An 18,377-nucleotide genomic window follows, 5' to 3' on the forward strand; every position below is an offset into this window, starting at 1 on the left:
TTTTTTAGTAGGCGCAACAGGGCGGGCTTATAATGGAGTGGTTCCTTTTGAAATGCTGGGAGGGATTACATGGGGGGACGCAACCGGGAAGAGAACGTCTCGCTGAAGCGAGAAGACCTTAAAGCGTCGGAATCGGGTGCGCCTTTTCTCGCGAAATATCTCGATGGCCCTCGGGCAAGGCTGCTCGTTGGCTTCGCCGCCTTCAGCGCTTGGGTGAACCTGCTCATTTGCTTCGAAGGCTTTCTCAGAGACACCGTAGCGTACGGCGGCGGCGTCGTGCGCGATCCGCTTTTCATCACAGCACTGCTTCTCGGCGGATGCACGCTTGTCGCTCTGGGGTTGATGCCCTCAAAGCTGTCGAAACGCAAGGGCGGCACCAAGGCGCCGAAAGGCCGCGGGGCTCTCCTTTGCGGCATTCTTGGCGCGCTGTCCGGTATCGCCGGCGTTGCGCTGAGCATCACAACAACCGCTATGGGACCCGCCGTGACCATCGCAGCCGTTCTCATTGGCCTGGGTGCCGCCGCTTTTGTTGTGCGCTATACGCTCGCGTGGGGGCTTCTCATCACCTCATTCGACATTCGCGAGATGGTCGTGGTGCTCTGTGTCGCGCTCTGCCTTCAGTGGGTTCCGTTTATTGTCGTGACTTCTCTCGGCGCTGTCGGGAAGGCCGTCCTCGCCGGAGGGCTCCCCCTCCTCTCTTTTTGGGGCTTGAAAGGCTTTGCCGGCGAAGATTTGGGCGAAGGCCCTAGTGCCAAGCCAAACGAGAACGTGGAGGGGCCGCGCTACGTGCCCGCCCGCATGGCGGTTTCCTTGTTCTGTTTTGCCTTCGTCGTCCAGTTTGTCTGGACATGCAATGTCGTGATGACGAGCGCTCCGCTCGATCAAGGGCTGTTCTGGCTCGTCTATCTGTGCGTTCTCATTGCCTCGGCAATCGTCATGACCGTCATTCTCCACCTTATGGAACGTTGGGGCGCTTACCGTATGGAGCTGTTTTATCGCGCGGCCTTTGCCATAGGTGTCGCCGGCTCTTCGGCGCTCCCCCTCGCCTACAACCATCTGTTCTTTTCTTATGCCGTCATCTATGTGGCCTACGCCCTCATCACGGCCACCATGTGGATGCTCGCCTGGAGCGTCGTGTTCATGCGGCACATTCCCGCCCGGCGCATCGTGGGGCTCGTTTTCGGGCTGCAGTGCCTGGCCCTCCCCTGCGGCTTTGGCGCGGCCAAGGTCATGCAGCACCTTGCAACGCTCTCGGAGGGGTTCGACCTGCTCCCCTATGTCGGGTTCTTCGCCGTTGCCGTGCTAGTGGCAGCCTACGTGTTCGTCTTGCCTGAGCGCACGCTGCTTTTGCTCTCCCCGAGGCTGCTCAAACTCTCCCATGAGTCGTTGGACGCACGGTGCCGCGAAGTGGCAGCCGCCCATGGGCTCACTGAGCGGGAAACCGAGATTTTCACGCTGCTCGCACGGGGACGTGATGTGACCTATATCGAGAAGGAGCTGTTCATCTCGCGGAACACCGTGAACACCCATCGCAAGAATATGTATCGCAAGCTGGATATCCACACGCAGCAGGAGCTGCTCTCTCTTATCGAAGACGGACTGAGCTAGCAGCTGATGAGGGCAGGCTGAAGTCTGCTCCTACGTAGGGCGCTGCGGAAGCAGGATTGCGGAAGGACAAGAGGTGCTTTGCTACTGGGCCTTCTCGTGGAAAAGGCTCACGTAGTCGATAACGGCGTCGTGCAGCGAATTCAGGCCCGCCTCGTCTTCTACCCACTGATGGGTGAACGGCGCCTCGGGCAGCGTGAACTTGCAGCTCTCCAGAGCCTGGTACACCTCGTTGGGGCCCATGGGGGCCCAGCCGTAGCTGCCGAAGGGAATGCCCACGCGCCCGGCCGGGGCCAGACCGCGCATGTAGCAGAGAAACGATGCCACTGTGGGCATCATGGTCTTGTTCAGCGTGGGCGACCCGACGGCGATGTAGCGGGCATTCAGCACCTCGGCCATGATGTCGGAGATGTGGTTCACCTTCAAATCGAGCAGGCGCGCGGGAATGCCCATCTCGATAAACGCCTCGGTGATTTCGACGGCCATAGACTCGGTGGTGTGCCACATGGAGTCGTAGACCACGAGCGCGTACTCTTCCGGCGTGCTGCTGCTCCACTTCTGGTACATGGCGAGAATCTCCGGCACATGGCTGCGCCAGATGATGCCGTGGGCCGGAGCGATCATATCGAAGGACAGGCCCGCCAGCGCCTTCAGGGCCGCCTCCACGTTCTTGCCGTAGGGCATGACGATATTGGCGTAGTACTTCTGCGCCTGCACGAGCACCTCGGGCAAGCCCACCTCGTCATCGAAGCGCTTGGACGAAGCGTAGTGTTGGCCGAAGGCATCGTTGGAGAAGAGGATCTGGTCGTACTCGTCGTAGGTGACCATGGAATCGGGCCAGTGCACCATGGGCGTTTGCACGAAGCTGAGCGTGCGTTTGCCGATGCCCAGCGTGTCGCCGGTCTTCACGCCCTTAAGGCTCAGCCCGTCGCCGTAATGGGCAGTAAGTCCCTGCACTCCCTTGGGGGCACCGGTGATGATGGTGGCGTTCGGGGCGATTTCGGCCAGAGCGGGCAGGCCGCCGGAGTGATCCATCTCCACATGGTTCGACACGATGTAGTCGATGGAGGCCGGGTCGATGATGCCGGCGATGCGGTCGACAAGTTCGCCGACGAAGGGCTTCTTGCAGGTGTCGATGAGGGTGATCTTCTCGTCCAGAATCAGGTACGCATTGTAGGTGCTGCCGCGCTCGGTGGTGTAGCCGTGGAAGTTGCGCTCGTTCCAGTCGATGCCGCCTACCCAGAAAACGTCCGGTTTGATCTCGATGGCCTTAAGCATGATGCCTCCTCACCTGTACGGATTACGGCACCATGGTAGCCCTAGCGCAAACGAGGCACCCCTGCCTGGGATGCCTCGTTGAGGAATCGTTTTGTCCGGAGCGCCGGAGTGGCCGGCAACGCCCGTGCTCAAGCAATGGCTCGCTCGGCGGAACAGGACATTTAGTCCTGTTCCGTTCGCTGCGCAACCTGCGCGCGGGCGCCGCCGGCCACTCCGGCGCTCCTCCTCTAACGCACTCGTTACACATCCAGCTGCATATAGGTGTCGAAGTCGTCGGTGACTTCCTTGCTGGGCTCGGGGGTGAGTTTGGACACCACGATGATGACGATAAGCGCCAGCACGAAGCCGGGCAAAAGCTCGTATACACCAAACCAACCGCCGAGCGGGGCGATGAAGTTGTTCCAGATAATCACCGTGGCAGCGCCAGTCAGCATACCGGCGATGGCGCCCTGCAGGGTGGTGCGGCGCCAGTACAGCGCGCAGAGCATGAGCGGGCCGAACGATGCGCCGAAGCCGGCCCAGGCATAGGACACGATGTTGAAGATGGAGGAGTTCTGATCCATGGCGAGGAAGCAGCCCAGCACCAAGATGCAGGTGAGCGTGATACGGGCCACGATCATGACCTGGCGGTCGGTGGCATCGCGCTTGATAAGGCCCTTGTAGATGTTGGTGGCTACGGCGCTGCCGGAGATGAGCAGGTAGGACGAAGACGAGCTCATGGCCGCGGCGAAGATGCCCGACACCACCAGGCCGCAGAAGAACGACGGCAGGAGAATCTGGGCGAGCACGATGAACACGCTTTCGGCCGCCGACTGGGAGGCGAAGCAGTCCGGCAGGTAAGCGCGACCGATGAGGCCGATGCACACAGCGGCGGACATGGACACCACGAGCCAGATCATGGCGATGATACGGGACTTCTTGATCTCGTCGGAATGACGGATGGACATGAAGCGGATGAGCACCTGGGGCATGCCGAAGTAGCCGAGGCCCCAAGCCAGGCCGCTCACGATGGTGATGATGCCGTAGGTGTTCGCATCGCCGAACTGCGGCAGGCCGTCGATCATGACCTGCAGGCCGTTCTCGTCAAGAACGGGCGTGGCAATTTCGGTAGCCGACAGGAAGCCGGGGATGGATTGGAGGAACGCCACGGTGTTGTCCACGCCGCCGGCGGCCGTCACGCTGCCGACGAAGATGGTCACAAGCGCGCAGAACATGAGCGTGCCCTGCACGAGGTCGGTGGTGCAGACCGAAAGGTAGCCGCCCATGAAGGTGTAGAGGAACACGATAATGGCGCCGATGACCATCATGGCCGCGTAATCCCAGCCGAACAGCGTGGCGAACAGCTTGCCCACCGTCACAAAGCAGGAGGCGGTGTAAATGGTGAAGAACAGCAAGATGATGACCGCGGCGATAGTCATGAGGATGTGCTTGTGGTCATGGAAGCGGTTCGAGAAGAAGTCGGGCACCGTGATGGCGTTGCCGGCCTTCTCGGAATACTTGCGCAGGCGCTTGGCGACGAACTTCCAGTTCAAATACGTGCCGATGACCAGGCCGATGGCCGTCCACATGGCATCCGACGCACCGGTGAAGTAAGCCACGCCGGGCAGGCCCATGAGCAGCCAGCCGGACATGTCCGAGGCCTCGGCCGACAGGGCCGTGAGCCACGGGCCCAAGCCGCGGCCGCCGAGGAAGTACTCCTCGGAAGACGAGTTCGAGCGCTTGGCGTAGACGAAGCCGATCACAACGACGGCTACGAAGTAGATGAGCATGGCGAAAACTACCCAGAAGTCGTTCTCAATCATAGCTCCCCCTTTCTGCGGGACTCGCGCAAAGACGCGAGTCGGGGTTGGCCCAAAGACCGGCTGCAGCCGCAAACCGCGCGGACCTGTGCGCCAACCCCGACTCCGCACGACTTTTCGTCGCCGCGAAGTCGCCTGTTCCTTCTTAAAACTGACTGTTGGGATTATACTTTACCGCGATGGAGTGAAAGCTCCCATCTTGAGCGTACGAACAGTTTTACGGCGAAAGGATGCCCCATGGCGCGCTACGCGGACCTCACGACGGCGGAATTGGAAGAGGAGCTCGCGCAGGTTCGCGAGCGCTATAGCGAGATGCAGGCCCGTGGTCTGGCGCTCAACATGGCCCGCGGCAAGCCGTCGGCGGCCCAGCTGGAACTGTCGCTTCCGATGCTCGATGTGCTCGATTCCTCCGCCAACCTGAGTGCCGAGGACGGCACCGACTGCCGCAACTACGGCGTGCTGGACGGCATTCCCGAGGCGAAGCGCCTCATGGCCACATTGCTGGACGATGCGCCCGACAACGTCATCGTGCTGGGCAACGCCAGCCTCACGGCCATGTACGACGCCATGGCCCGCTATATGATGTTCGGCGCCCTGGGCAGTGAGCCCTGGGGCAAGCTTGACGCCGTGAAATGGCTCTGCCCCGTACCGGGCTACGATCGCCACTTCACCATCTGCGAGGCGCTGGGCATCCAGATGATCCCCGTGCCCATGGACGAGAACGGGCCGGTCATGGACGAGGTGGAGCGCCTTGCGGCCGAGGACGCCGCCATCAAGGGCATCTGGTGCGTGCCGAAGTACTCGAACCCGTCGGGCGTCACCTACTCCGACGAGACGGTGCACCGCCTGGCGGCCATGGACTGCGCCGCGCCCGACTTCCGCATCTTCTGGGACAACGCCTACGCCGCGCACCACTTCTCCGACGACCCGGCCGAGCAGGACACGGTGCTCGATATCGCCGCCGCATGCGCCGAGGCGGGAAACCCCGACCGCTACCTGAAGTTCGGCTCCACCTCGAAGATCACCTTCCCCGGCGCCGGCGTGGCGGCCGTGGCCGCAAGCCCCGCCAACGTGGCCGAGGTCAAGCGCCACATGAACGCCCAGGCCATCGGCCACGACAAGCTGAACCAGCTGCGCCACGCGCGCTTTCTGAAGGAGGGCGCGGGCCTGGCCGAGCACATGGCGGCCCACGGCGCGCTCATGAAGCCGAAGTTCGATCTGGTGGTGGAAAAGCTGGAAAGCGAGCTGGGCGAGGCCGCCATCGCCACCTGGACGAGTCCGCGCGGCGGCTACTTCGTGAGCTTCGAGGGGCCCGAGGGCACCGCCTCCCGCATTGTGGGCCTGGCCCGCGAGGCCGGTGTGACGATGACCGGCGCCGGCGCCACCTGGCCCTACGGCGACGACCCGGCCGACTCCAACATCCGCATCGCCCCGTCCCTGCCCCCGCTGGACGAGCTGGACGCCGCCATGGACGTGTTCTGCTGCTGCGTGAAGCTGGCGGCTTTGGAGAAGCTGCTGGAAGACTAGCGACCCCATCTGCGGAAGGGGCAGCGGAACAGCTATTGCCGGCCGCCCCAAATCAGGTCGATAAGCTCGTCCTTGCTCGCCACGCCGAGTTTTCCGTACATGCGGTAGCGATGGCTGTTGACCGTCTTCGGGGAAATGAAGAGCCTCTCCCCTATCGCCGTAGCGCTCATGCCGGCAGCGAAGAACGGCAGCAGCTCGGCCTCGCGGGCCGAGAGGCCGCAGGACTCGCTCAGCTCCGCACAGCGGGCGTCGACCGACTCGCGAAAGGGCGCCGAGGCCGACTCGTCGCCAGAGACCCCCACCTGCGGCATTTCGACGGTGCCGTAGGATTGTCCTCTGCGGGCCGTATACGCGAAGCCGATGAGGAACAGCAGGCCGAGGCAGGCCGCCAGCGCCATGGCGGCCCGGGCGATTCGGAGGCTCATCAGGCTGCCGACGAACGTGAAGAGGGCGAACAGGGCCAAGAAGTACACGAGAAGCGCGGTGCCCGCGAAGCCGGGGAATCGCGGCGAGCGGTCGAGCAGCAGGGAGCACGCCCATATGACCGAAAGAAAGCCGAACTCGGACATGGCGGCCACGCTGTACTCGAAGGGCGTGGGGGCGACGGCATAGCAGGCGATGAGCACGATGGCGAGCGAGAGCGGCAGGGCAGAGGCAAGGAGCAGCGCGTCGCCGCTGCGCGTCCGCACCCAGGCGACGCGCAAGCACAGCAGCATGAACACAGCTGCAAGCGACCCGATAAAGAACGGGAGCGGCTCGGCGCGCGCGTCATAGAAGGGGTTGAGGCTCCACGAGCCCCCGAGGCTCATCGCGCACGCCAGGCAGACGAGGAGCACCGGCGCGGCGGAGCGAAGCGACGAGGCGAACAGCCCGGGCAACGAGGAATCGCGCTCCTGCTGTACGCCGAGCGCGGCCTCGAAAGGGGTGGATACGGCATCTTCGGCACGATCGGCGCTAAGGCCAGACGACAGCCCGAGAGAGCTCTCCGCCGACGGAGCGAGATGCACGTTTCGAAAAGCATTTTGCCCCACGACGATTCCCGAGAAGGTCAGGGGAAGCCCCAGGGCGCCGACGCCGAGGTGGTACAGCAGAGGCAGCCCGTGAAGCAGGACGGCCATACCGCCGGCAATGCCGAAGGCGATGGCGGCGGCGGAAAGCGCCTCGGCGAATCCGAGGGGCTGGCAACGCGCCATGAGGAAGAACTGCGCCATGCACGTCGCACCCAAGCCGAGAGACACGGGAAGCGACGCCACGTCGCCGCACACGAGCGCCACGGCCAGAAGGGCGGCGGGGGCAATGGCCGCGACGGCGGCCACGCACTGCTGACCGCCCCTCGGCCGCAGGCGCACGAGGGCCATGCAGCAAAGGGCGCCCAGGGCCATAGACGCCACGTGCAGCCCCGCCGCCTGCGCCGGGGCGAGACCCGCCAGGGCATCCTGAGCCAACCGCAGCTTGAACGCAAGCGTCACCAAGTAGCAAAGCGGGCCGGCCTGCAGGCAAGCCTGCCTCAGTATCTCCGCGCCTCTTCCGCCAGCCATCGTCCCCCCTCCTTTCTCGCCTCTCCAGTATAGCGGCCGCCCTGTGGCGGAGATGCGAAAGAGGGGGTCAAACCCCGCCGAAAAGCCCTTTTACTAATGATGTCCTACACGTAACGGGCCGATGTCCTACAGACAGGACTCCTCCCTTTCCGTACCGTTAGCCCCATGACGCACCACCCGGGCGCTCAACCGACCACAACGGAGGAGGAGACCATGCATCGTTCCCCAGATTCGTCCACCCCGACCTTCTCACGCCGCTCGTTCCTCGCCGGCGCAGCCACCACCGTGGCAGGCATCGCCGCCTCGGCGTCGCTTGCCGGCTGCGGCGCCGAGGGCACTCCCGTCGCCGAAACCGGTACCGACCCCGCCACCACGGGGGAGAGCGTCCTTCTGGGAGACCAGCTGAACCCCCAGGCAGCCGTCGAAGGCCCCAGCGGCGATATGAGCGCGATCTTCTCTCCCCTGAACATAGCCCATGTTACCGTGAAGAACCGTTTGGGCAAAAGCTGCGCGGGATCGGAATTGCAGGAATCGACGGAATGGCCCGACGAGAAGATGCTCGGCTTCTACGAGGGCTTCTGCGAGGGCGGCCTGGGCATGATCGTCTACGAGCAGTCTCTGCTGTTTCCGCCGGCGGCCTCCATGGACACCTCGGCCCTGCCGCCGATGGACGGTTCCATGGGAGACCTGCCGCCGATGGACGGTTCCATGGGAGACCTGCCGCCGATGGACGGCGCGATGGGCGACCTGCCGCCGATGGGCGATGCGGGCGCCGAGGGCAGCAGCTCCATGGAGGACGTGATGCCGAGCGGCCTTTCGGGATTCCTCAGCATCTACGACGATGCGGGAATCCCGGCGCACCAGGAAATCGCCGACCGCATCCACCGTCACGACGTGGTGCTGATCGCCCAGATGCTCGATGTGTCCACCTCCACGGGGGCCGCCGCCTCGACCGTGCGCGAGGAGGGATCGCTGGAGATGGCCATGGTTCCTCCCCTCATGCAGACGACCGAGCAGGTTCAGGCCGAGCAGCAGGCGTTCATCGATGCGGCAGAGCGCTATAAGAAGGCCGGCTGGGACGGCGTGGAGCTGAACGCCTCGTGCAACCACTACTTCTCCACCTTCCTCTCGCGCTATGCCAACACCGAGCGCACCGATCAGTACAGCGGCGAGTCCATCGAGAACCGCGCCCGCATCCTCACCGAGATCATCGAGGGGATACGCGAGCGCGTCGGCGACGACTTCATCATCCAGGTGCTCTACAGCGGTATCGAGGGCAACGTCGCGTCCCTCGGAGACGACACGGGCTGCACGAGCATCGAGGAGGCCATCGAGTTCGCGAAGCTCTTCGAGAGGGCCGGCGCCTCCAGCCTGCACGTACGCTCGCAGCTCTACGGCCATCACAACGGCGGCTTCCAGCCCGACGTGCTGCACTACCACGAGCACGGCGACACCGGCTACGGCACCGTCATCGACTACGACCGCCACTTCGGCGGCGTCATCGACGGCTCCCATGACGGAGCGGGGGCCCTCATCGAGGTGGCGGCCCGCATCAAAGAGGCCGTCTCCATTCCCGTGGGCACCGTGGGCTACATGGACCCGCGGGCGGAACCGGATCTTATGAACCGGGCAATTGCCGACGGGAAGATCGACTTCATGCTCATGACCCGCCCCCTCATCGCCGATGCGGCCATCGCCCAGAAGCTGGAGGAGGGACGTCGCGACGAAGTGGCCCCCTGTACCCGCTGCATGACCTGCTTCGTGGCCCCCTTCTCCTTCGGCACGCCCTCCTACTGCCGCGTGAACGCCGCCCACACCCGCGCCTTCACCGAGGAGATGCCCGAGGGCTACACGCCGGTGCCGGCCAGCGACCCGCGCAGCATCATGGTCATCGGCGGCGGCCCGGCCGGCATGGAGGCGGCCCGCATCGCCGCCCTGCGCGGGCACCGCGTCTCGCTGTACGAGCGGGAGGACCACCTGGGCGGTCTCACCGGCTTGGCCGCCGCCGTGAAGGGGAGCCACGAGCGCATCGCCGACCATATCGCCTACCTCTCCCGCCAGCTCGAGGTAACCGGCGTGGACGTGCACCTGAGCACCGAGGCCGATGTGGACCTCGTGGTATCCTGCGCACCCGACATCGTGGTCGTGGCCTGCGGCGGAGCCCTTGACCGCAACGAGCCCATCGGAGCGGCGGCGCGCCTGGTGACCCTGGCCGATCTGCAGGAGGCCCAGCTTTCCGGCGACGAGGCAGTGGCCGAGCTCCTTGCCGGCGAAAGGGCGACCGTGTACGGCTGCGAGATGGAGGCCTGCAACGTCGCCGAGTACCTGGTGCGCGCCGGGCGCACCGTGGACATCGTCAGCCCCTCCCCGGCCGAGAGCCTCTACCAAGGGGCGCCCACCTGGCCCAAGCTCATGGGAACCACCTGGCTTAAGACCCATGGCGTGCGCCTGCACCATCAGGCCCGCAACATCTCCGTGGGCGAGGGCGACATCACGTTCACCGACGAGCGCGGCGTGGCGGCCACCGTCCCCTTCGACGTGCTGGTAGACGCCCGGCCGCCCCAGAGCCGCCCCGAGTTGCTCGCGAGCATCCGCGAAGCGGGTTTTGCCGCCCATGCCGTCGGCGACGCCTACGCCCCCGGCACGATCGCGAACGCGGTGGCCCGGGCCAACATCGTGGCGCGCAACATCGAGACCCTGGACGGCTTTGGCGCCCTGCAGCTCGAGGACGACCAGTACGGCGCCACGGCCACGGGCATTGGCGAGGTGACGGTAGTGCTCACCGTGCAAGACGGCGTCATTGCCGCCGCCGATGTGGATACCTCAAACGAGACCGCCGGCATCGGCCGCGAGCTCGGCTCGCAGTTCGCCTCCCAGATCGTGGAGACAGGCAACGTGGATGCCGTGAGCGGGGCCACCGAGACCTCGACGGCCGTCGCCGAGGCCCTGGCCGGCTGCAAGCAGCAGGCGGGAATCTAACCTTAAGCAATCTTTCGGCCCCCTTACGCTTTCGTCAGCATTTGCTATGGGAAGCGTAAGGGGGCCTTTTCCTATCATCTTCCTGTACCGAAGGCCGACGATGCAGGAGATGAGAACCATGGCCGAGCCCCTTAATCACGATGTGCTGCCCGTCATTCTGGGGGGCGACATCGGCGCCTACAGCCTGGCGCGGGCCTTTCATGAGGCCTACGGCATCGTTTCGCTCGTGCTGTCCCAGGCCGACTGCCATATGTGCGGCGACTCGTCCATTCTGGTGAACCGCGTGGTGCCGCATCTGGAGCGGCGCGAGGTGATGCTCTCGGCGCTGGCCGATGTGGCCGAGTGCTTCGGGCACCGCACCCTGATCCTGCTCGGCTGCGGTGACTGGTACGTGCGGGCCATCGTGGAGAGCCGCGCCGTTCTGGAAGCGTCCTTCACCATCCCCTATATCGGCGAGGATTTGCTGAACCAGCTGACCGACAAGGAGCGCTTCTACGAGCTGTGCGGCCAGGTGGGCGTGCCCGTGCCGCGCACGGTCGTCTTCGATGCGGGCGACGACGCAGCCGACCCCGACCGAATCGACGTGCCCTTCCCCTTCCCCGTGGTGGCGAAACCGGCCGTATCGGCCACCTACCACTACGCCGACTTCCCCGGCAAGGAGAAGGTGTTCTTCCCGCGCGATGCCGACGAGCTTAAGCGCGTGCTGAACGTCGTGCAGGCCAGCCGTTATGACGGAGCCTTTCTCGTGCAGGAGACCATCCCCGGCGACGACACCTACATGCGCATCCTGACCACCTATTCCGACCGCGCGGGCAAGGTGCGCTTCGCCGCCTTCGGCCAGACGCTTCTGGAAGACATGCGGCCCATGGGCGTGGGCAACCCGCTCGCCATCGTGAGCCGCACCGACGAGCAGATCGTGGCCGAGGCGACCCGCCTTCTGGAGGCAGTGGGCTACACCGGCTTCGCGAACTTCGACATCAAGGTGGACCCGCGCGACGGGAGCCACGTGTTCTTCGAGGTGAACACCCGCCTGGGACGCAGCAACTACTACGTGACCGCCGCCGGATGCAACGTGGCGCAGCTGCTGGTGGAAGATTTGGTGGAGGAGCGCCCCTTCCCCGACGGGGTGCAGATCGTCCGCGGGCGCGAGTCGCTGTACACCGTGGTGCCGAAGCGCATCCTGCTGGACTACATAGAGGACGTGGCCCTGCGCCGCGAGATCCAGGGGCTCTACGCGCTGGGCTGCGATGCCGACCCGCTCGATTACCCCGCCGAAAAGCACCTGCGCCGCCGCCTGTACCCACTCGTCTTCGCCGCGCGCCAGTGGAAGACCTGCCGGGCGGCCATGGAGGCCAAACGGGAGCGGGAGCGGCGCGGGGCGCAGGCGGCGCAAGCGAACAGCTCCGATACCCCTCGACCGCTCGCAGCAGAAGGAGCATCCCGGGAGGCAGCTGGCGCGGCGGCCGGACCCGCAAGCGCGCCGAACCCGGCCGCGCCTACGACCCTGATAGCCTCCGACGACATGCGCTGCGCGAGGGTCGCATCGTGAGCGGCCGACTCGTCGGCGTGCTCGGCGGCACGGGCCCGGGCGCTACAGCCTACTTCCTCTCGCGGCTCGTGCAGCGCACCGACGCCCGCCGCGACCAGGACCATGTACGCACGCTCGCCTTCAACGACACGGCCATTCCCGACCGCACGGCCTTCATCGCCGGCGAGAGCGCCCGCTCGCCGGTGGCGGCGCTTATCGAGGACGGACAGCTGCTGGCCGCCTGCGGCTGCGAGCTTCTGGCGCTCCCCTGCAACACCGCCCACACGTTTTTCGACGAGGTGCAGGCCGCGCTGCCCGTTCCCGTCGTGCACATGGTGCGCGAGACCGTACGCGCCGCCGCCGACGCTGGCTTGATGCAGCTGGGCGTGCTGGCCACCCGCGGCACGATGCTCGCCGACGTGTACGGGCGCGAGGCGGCCGCATGCGGCCTAGCATGCCGCTACCTGTCGCCTTCCGCCCAGCGGCTCGCGAGCCGCATCATCTACGACGAGGTGAAGGCGGGGCTTCCCGTGGAGGCGGCCGGCTTGGACGTGCTGGCGGCCGATGTGGCCGCGGCAGGCTGCGACGGCGTGGTGCTGGGCTGCACCGAGCTCTCGCTCGCCTTCGGGGGCAGAACGATGGCGGCGGGCCTTCCGATGATAGACGCCCTGGACGTGCTGGTGGACCGCGTCATCGCCCTGGCAGAATGCAGGGCGGAAGCGAAGGCGTTCCCGCCCCTTTGAAATTGCGGGATTGACCTGCGCATTTTCCCTTCATCTCCTGGTCAGGAGGTTGGCGGGAACGCGCTCGCTTCCGCCATACACGAAAACGAGGAGGAGTTCTATGTGCGGATTCGCGGGGTTCTTCGACGACGGCGCCGGCTACAACCGCGCCGCCGCGCTTGACGCCATGGCGGCCGCCATCGCGCACCGCGGCCCCGACGAGGCGGGCGCCTTCGACGACGGGCGCTGCGCCCTGGGCTTTCGGCGCCTGGCGATCATCGACCTTGAAGGAGCCAGCCAGCCGCTTTTCAACGAGGACGGCACGCTCGTGCTCGTGTTCAACGGCGAGATTTACAACTATCGCGAGCTGAGACGGCGTTTGGAAGGGGCCGGGCACGTCTTTGCCACCCAGGGCGACGGCGAGGTGCTCGTCCACGGCTTCGAGCAGTGGGGGCCGCGGCTCCTAGACGAGCTGCGAGGCATGTTCGCCTTCGCGCTGTACGACCGAACGCGCGGAGAGCTGTTTTGCGCCCGCGACGCCTTCGGCATCAAGCCCCTCTACTACGCTGCCGACGGCCCGCGCCTCCTGTTCGCCTCGGAGATCAAGGCGCTGCAGGCGCACCCGCGCTTCACAGCGCGGCTGAACGAGCGGCGGCTCGGCCATTGGCTGTGCATGGAGTACCTCCCCGACGACGAGACGCTCATCGCCGGCGTGCGCAAGCTGCCCGCCGGGCACTGGCTGCGCTGGCGAGACGGCCGCACCGAGATGGGCCGCTGGTTCTCCCCGCACTTCGTTCCCGACACACGGCTTGGGGCCGATGAGGCTGCCGAGGCCATCGAGGACGTGCTGCGCGAGTCGGTGGCGGCCCATGCCATAGCCGACGTGGAGGTGGGCTGCTTCCTGTCAGCCGGGGTGGATTCCAGCCTGGTGGCGTCGGAGGCCGCGCGCATCATGGACGCGCGCACCTTCTCCATCGGCTACGGCGAGGAGCGCTACTCCGAGCTGGCGGCCGCCCGCGCGTTCGCCAGCGCCGTGGGCCTTTCCAACCAGGGGCGCACCCTTACCGCCGAGGAGTTCTTCGCGTCGGTTCCCGCCGTGCAGTACGCCATGGACGAGCCTTTGCCCAACCCCTCGGCCATACCGCTGTACCACCTGTGCCGCATGACCGCCGAGTCGGTGAAGGTGGTGCTGTCGGGCGAGGGCGCCGACGAGCTGTTCGGCGGCTACCCCTACTACCAGGAATGCCTTTCCTTCGGGCCCTATATGGCCGTGCCGGCAAATCTGCGCCACGCCCTCGCGGCCGGAGCGGCGCGCCTCCCCGAGGGCACACATGGCCGCCGCTTCCTCATGCGCGGGGCGCGTCCCTTCGGCGAGCGCTACCTCCGCCTGGAGTACAACTTCCCCTGGAATGACGCCCTCGACCTGCTGCAGCCCGATCTGGCGGCGCTCGCCCGCGGCGCGGGCGCGCCCTGGGAGGCGGCCGCCCCTCTGCTCGCGGAGGCGTGCGGGGCCGATGCGGCGGCACGGGGCGAGAGCGCGGGCGGACAGAGACGCGGGAGCGGGGCCGTCGACGAGGTCACCGCCATGCAGACCGCCGATATCCTCACCTGGATGCAGCAGGACATCCTCCTGAAGGCGGACAAGATGTCCATGGCCGCCTCGCTCGAGCTGCGCGTGCCCTTCCTCGACCGCGAGGTATTCGCCGTGGCGCGCACCCTGCCGGCCGAGCTGCGGGTGACCCGCACCGAGACGAAGCCGGCCCTGCGCCGCGCAGCCGCCCGCACGCTGCCGGCGCGCACCGCGGCCATGCCCAAGAAGGGCTTTCTCACCCCGCTCGCCCAGTGGCTGCGCGAGGAGCCATGGGCGGCCCAGGTGCGCGAGGTGCTGCACAGCGCCACGGCGCGGCGCTTTTTCCGCACCGAGGTGCTGGACGCGCTCTTAGACGAGCACCGAAGCGGTGCCCGCTCGCATATGAAGAGGATTTGGTCGGCCTATTGCTTCACCTTGTGGCACGAAGCATATTTCGGCTAGAGCAGGCGGGGCACCGGACAAATCGGGAGGGAGGGGGATGAATCTGTCCGGTACCCGCCTTGATTTCGGATTATACTCACCTGCCGGCCCGTTGACGCGGCGTTGACGAGGTTCACGAAAGCGGCACAGGAACGACGGGGCGCCGCCTGCGGAAACGGCCTACTTCCCGCTTTTCAGGCTGTCGACGGCCTTGTCCAGGGCGGCATCCGAGAATCCCTCAGAATACGCACTCGGGATGACCACGGTGCCGCCGGAGCCCTTCACCGACTCGTAAAGCAGGTGCATGGTACGCAGGCGCACGGCAAGCTCGTTCTCGTCATAGACGTTGGCAGCATCTACCAGCATGGCGGAAATATCCTTCTCCACCTCGGCGAGCACCATGCGGGCGTTCTTCTCGCGCTCGGCCTGGGCCTCAGCCGACATGGCCTCCTGCAGCTCCTGGGGAATCACGATGTCGCGGATCTCCACGGACATCACCGTGATGCCCCATACGCTCGTGCGCTCCTCGATGACTTCCTGCAGCTCCTGGTCCAACTGGTTGCGGCGGATAGCCACCTCGGACACGCTCGCACGTCCGATGGCATCGCGCAGAGCCGTCTGGGCCGCCAGCGATACCGAGTTGTAGTAGTTCTCCACCTCCAGGCACGCCTTCTTCGCATCCCACACCATCCAGAACAGCACGGCGTCCACGTTGATGGGCACCAAGTCGCTCGTGAGCGTTTCCTCGGCGCCGAAGCCGGTGACCATGATGCGCTGGTCGGCCTTGAGCGCCGTCTGCTCAATGAAGGGAATGGTGAAGTACAGGCCCGGACCGGCCATACGGTTGAACTTGCCGAAGCGGAAAATGACCACCTTTTCCCACTGCATGGCAATGTGGATGGTCATAGTAGCCGCCCAGGCCACGATGAAGGCCGCGAGCAGCCCCCAAACGCTGAAAGCGCTCGAAAGCGCATAGCTCGCCGTAAGCACGATGGCGAACACCACCACGGCCACGAATGCCGCGAACACCAGCGGCCCGTTTTGCGACGTGCGGCGATCGACATTGGAATTGTACTTCTCGATACCCGAGATGCGCGCCGGACGCTTATCCGCGCGCTCGGCCTTGGGGGTACGATTTCTCATAGCAACCTCTCCTCTTCGAGGATCAGGACTTTTCTTCCTTGAGACGATGGGCGACGTCCATCATGCGAAGCACCACCTCGTCGATGGTCATGCCCAAAGAAAGGCAACGGCGGATACAGCCCTCGATTTCCGTATCGGCAATGGAGCGAACGTCGTCGGCCTTGCCGCCGATATCGCGCACGAACACGCCACGACCGCGAACGGACTCCACATAGCCGTCGCTTTCCAAATTGACGTACACCTTGCTGACGGTGTTGTAGTTGATGGCCGCCTCGGCAGCCAAGGTGCGCACGCTGGGCAGCTGATCGCCGGGCTTGTAGTGACCGGTCTTGATGAGGTACACGAACCGATTGCGCAGCTGCACCCACACGGGCAGCCCGCTGGATTCGTCTATCTCGAAAAGAGCCATGTCACCTCCTGAAAGCTTCTGCGGCCTAACAACCTTTTAGGGAAACGTACAGCTTGGCATTGTATCACCCCAACCAATGACTCCCCGCCAACACCAGGCAGAACCGCAGAATCAACCCGCCGGAAATGCAAAGGACCTCGGCGAGCTTAGGGCCAGCGCTGCCGCGCAGTGATTTAACCAGAAATTCCGCCGCGAGGGGCAGAACAAGACCCAGCACGATAAAGCCCACGACAAACCAAGGGCCCAACGCGATGGGGTCAAACAGATCGGCGAGAAACACCACGGCAAAGGGGCTCATCGCCGCCAGAATGCAGAAAGCAATCAGCGCCACAAGCTCTACAACAAGTATCATTTGATGCATTCGGCGCAAAGCATCTAACCAACCAGTAAGGAGTTTCCAATCCCGGCTGAAAGGGGCTATTAACATAATAAGCGCCACGCCCGATGAGAGCGAAGAGGCGGCAAGCAGCCAGGGCAACGCTGGATTGTTCCACAGCGGAACCGCTTCCATCCAAGCCATGTACAGGCCCGTGTACACGAGCATCACCACAGCAGGAATCAGCGATAAAACCTCGGCTACCTTCCGTATCCGCGAAGAAACTCGCATACTGTCCAGCATATTTGCGGCGGCCAAAAACGCACTCAAGACGAGACATGCTGCGAGAACGAAAGTGCCGAGAGATATAAGGGAAGTCGTCGGTCGAACAAACAATAGCAACACGCGAGCTGGCCGTCCCAAATCTAGCAGCAGGCACAACGCCGCCAATACGAGGATGGCGAAGCTGACAAGAAACAAACGAGCACGCAAGAGCGCAAAGGCGCGACTCTGCGCACCTGTACGAGTACACGTGCGGCTGAAGAGCAGCGACCAGAGAGCAGCAAGTCCCAGAACGGCCGCACCACAACCGCCAAGGAGCAGATAGAGAACCACAAAAGTTCCGAGCACCAGCTAACCCCTCCCAATGCCTTACAAGCATGCCCCGTCAATCGCAGAGTCGACACCGCATGCTCGGACGTGCCTTTGACTTGCTTGCCGCTCGTCGCTAAGACTCCATGTGCTTAAACCGTTCTTGCTTGGCATCATAAACGATGCCGAAGCGCTCGGCATAGCTGGCAACAAGCCCGAAAACAAAGTCGCCAACACCAAGGAAATAATCAGATGCAGCGCGCTTCATAACTCCATAGCGCCAAACCGCGAGCCAAGGCAGCACGTGCTCGACGAGGAAATCTTCCTGATCCTTAACGATGCGCGAAACCGAATCGTCCGTGCTTTCGCGCGCCTCGCCCTCCGCACCGATTAGGTGCGACACGAATCCCAGCATAAGACCCAGATGGTCGTCCGGCTCGGAATGAAGATGCTCGATTTGCAGTCCATAAGCCCGATAGGCCTCGCGCACTGCAAGCGTGTTTTTGGCGAACATGCGGCTGCTGGGCTCAACATAGAACGATTCCAGACACGATGCCTCAGGCGCGCCCACCCCAACGAACAGACGAAACCACTCACGACGAAGAGCGTCGACGCTCTCTCGAAAAACTGGCGAGTCGACTAGGACCTCGGATGCGAGGGGGCCCGCCGATGCGAATGCAGCATCCCCGCGAGCTTTTTCAACAACCTCGACGCACCATGCATCCATTTCCTCCAGCCCTTTACGTGCGACGGGGTTATCTCCCGCAAACGGAGCTCGAGAAAACTGGCGCATCGCCACTTGCTCAGCCACTTCTTCATAATCAGGCTCGCAATAGAGGAGCCGCGATGCAACAGCGAAGCACACCTCCGCGCCACCCAAGTCCTCCAAAGACATGACCTCTTCCATTTCATCACCTCTAAACAGGCAAGG

General features: G+C 64.5%; 13 protein-coding genes. 6 read left to right on the plus strand and 7 right to left on the minus strand.

Features of this window, described 5'->3' with window-relative positions; translation table 11 throughout:
* Window positions 1-69: 69 nt before the first annotated feature.
* Window positions 70-1,608, plus strand: a complete 1,539-nt coding sequence (locus tag VJ923_RS00300) for a helix-turn-helix transcriptional regulator (RefSeq protein ID WP_326437343.1) — start codon at window positions 70-72, stop codon at window positions 1,606-1,608.
* An 81-nt stretch (window positions 1,609-1,689) separates the two neighbouring features.
* Here the strand turns inward: VJ923_RS00300 and VJ923_RS00305 are convergent, their stop codons facing one another.
* Complete coding sequence (locus VJ923_RS00305) at window positions 1,690-2,883, minus strand: FprA family A-type flavoprotein (protein ID WP_326437345.1); 1,194 nt, start codon at window positions 2,881-2,883, stop codon at window positions 1,690-1,692.
* 239 nt (window positions 2,884-3,122) lie between these two features.
* The gene (gene putP / locus VJ923_RS00310; RefSeq protein WP_326437347.1) at window positions 3,123-4,685 is read right to left on the minus strand and encodes a sodium/proline symporter PutP; all 1,563 of its coding nucleotides are present in this window, start codon (window positions 4,683-4,685) and stop codon (window positions 3,123-3,125) included.
* A gap of 234 nt (window positions 4,686-4,919) precedes the next feature.
* Between putP and VJ923_RS00315 the strand changes: the two genes are divergently transcribed.
* Window positions 4,920-6,209, plus strand: a complete 1,290-nt coding sequence (locus tag VJ923_RS00315) for an aminotransferase class I/II-fold pyridoxal phosphate-dependent enzyme (RefSeq protein WP_326437349.1) — start codon at window positions 4,920-4,922, stop codon at window positions 6,207-6,209.
* 32 nt (window positions 6,210-6,241) lie between these two features.
* Here the strand turns inward: VJ923_RS00315 and VJ923_RS00320 are convergent, their stop codons facing one another.
* Window positions 6,242-7,747 carry a helix-turn-helix transcriptional regulator gene (locus VJ923_RS00320; protein WP_326437351.1) on the minus strand — a complete coding sequence of 502 codons (1,506 nt, stop codon included), beginning with the start codon at window positions 7,745-7,747 and terminating at the stop codon, window positions 6,242-6,244.
* A gap of 213 nt (window positions 7,748-7,960) precedes the next feature.
* Here VJ923_RS00320 and VJ923_RS00325 point away from each other — a divergent pair, with 213 nt between their 5' ends.
* The 4 genes from VJ923_RS00325 to asnB all read left to right on the plus strand — a co-directional run bounded on the left by VJ923_RS00325 (window position 7,961) and on the right by asnB (window position 15,008).
* On the plus strand, window positions 7,961-10,726 hold the full coding sequence (locus tag VJ923_RS00325; protein ID WP_326437353.1) for an oxidoreductase: 2,766 nt from the start codon (window positions 7,961-7,963) through the stop codon (window positions 10,724-10,726).
* A gap of 100 nt (window positions 10,727-10,826) precedes the next feature.
* A complete protein-coding gene (locus VJ923_RS00330; protein WP_326437355.1) occupies window positions 10,827-12,275 on the plus strand; it encodes a carboxylate--amine ligase in 1,449 nt (482 codons plus the stop codon).
* Window positions 12,272-12,997 (plus strand): cysteate racemase, encoded by a 726-nt coding sequence (cuyB, locus tag VJ923_RS00335; protein WP_326437356.1) that lies wholly within the window; start codon window positions 12,272-12,274, stop codon window positions 12,995-12,997. The genes VJ923_RS00330 and cuyB overlap by 4 nt, the downstream gene beginning before the upstream one ends.
* 100 nt (window positions 12,998-13,097) lie before the next feature.
* Complete coding sequence (asnB, locus tag VJ923_RS00340; protein ID WP_326437358.1) at window positions 13,098-15,008, plus strand: asparagine synthase (glutamine-hydrolyzing); 1,911 nt, start codon at window positions 13,098-13,100, stop codon at window positions 15,006-15,008.
* Window positions 15,009-15,167: 159 nt separating this feature from the next.
* Here asnB and VJ923_RS00345 read toward each other — a convergent pair whose 3' ends face one another.
* The 4 genes from VJ923_RS00345 to VJ923_RS00360 all read right to left on the minus strand — a co-directional run bounded on the left by VJ923_RS00345 (window position 15,168) and on the right by VJ923_RS00360 (window position 18,353).
* Complete coding sequence (locus tag VJ923_RS00345) at window positions 15,168-16,130, minus strand: slipin family protein (RefSeq protein ID WP_326437360.1); 963 nt, start codon at window positions 16,128-16,130, stop codon at window positions 15,168-15,170.
* A gap of 22 nt (window positions 16,131-16,152) precedes the next feature.
* On the minus strand, window positions 16,153-16,539 hold the full coding sequence (locus tag VJ923_RS00350) for a GntR family transcriptional regulator (protein ID WP_326437363.1): 387 nt from the start codon (window positions 16,537-16,539) through the stop codon (window positions 16,153-16,155).
* A gap of 64 nt (window positions 16,540-16,603) precedes the next feature.
* Window positions 16,604-17,485, minus strand: coding sequence for an NrfD/PsrC family molybdoenzyme membrane anchor subunit (nrfD, locus tag VJ923_RS00355; RefSeq protein WP_326437365.1), 882 nt, complete (start codon window positions 17,483-17,485; stop codon window positions 16,604-16,606).
* 97 nt (window positions 17,486-17,582) lie between these two features.
* Window positions 17,583-18,353, minus strand: coding sequence for a TorD/DmsD family molecular chaperone (locus tag VJ923_RS00360; protein WP_326437367.1), 771 nt, complete (start codon window positions 18,351-18,353; stop codon window positions 17,583-17,585).
* Between the last annotated feature and the right edge of the window lie 24 nt (window positions 18,354-18,377).

The sequence above is a fragment of the Adlercreutzia shanghongiae genome (genome assembly GCF_035830635.1).
Classification (GTDB): Bacteria; Actinomycetota; Coriobacteriia; order Coriobacteriales; family Eggerthellaceae; genus Adlercreutzia; species Adlercreutzia shanghongiae.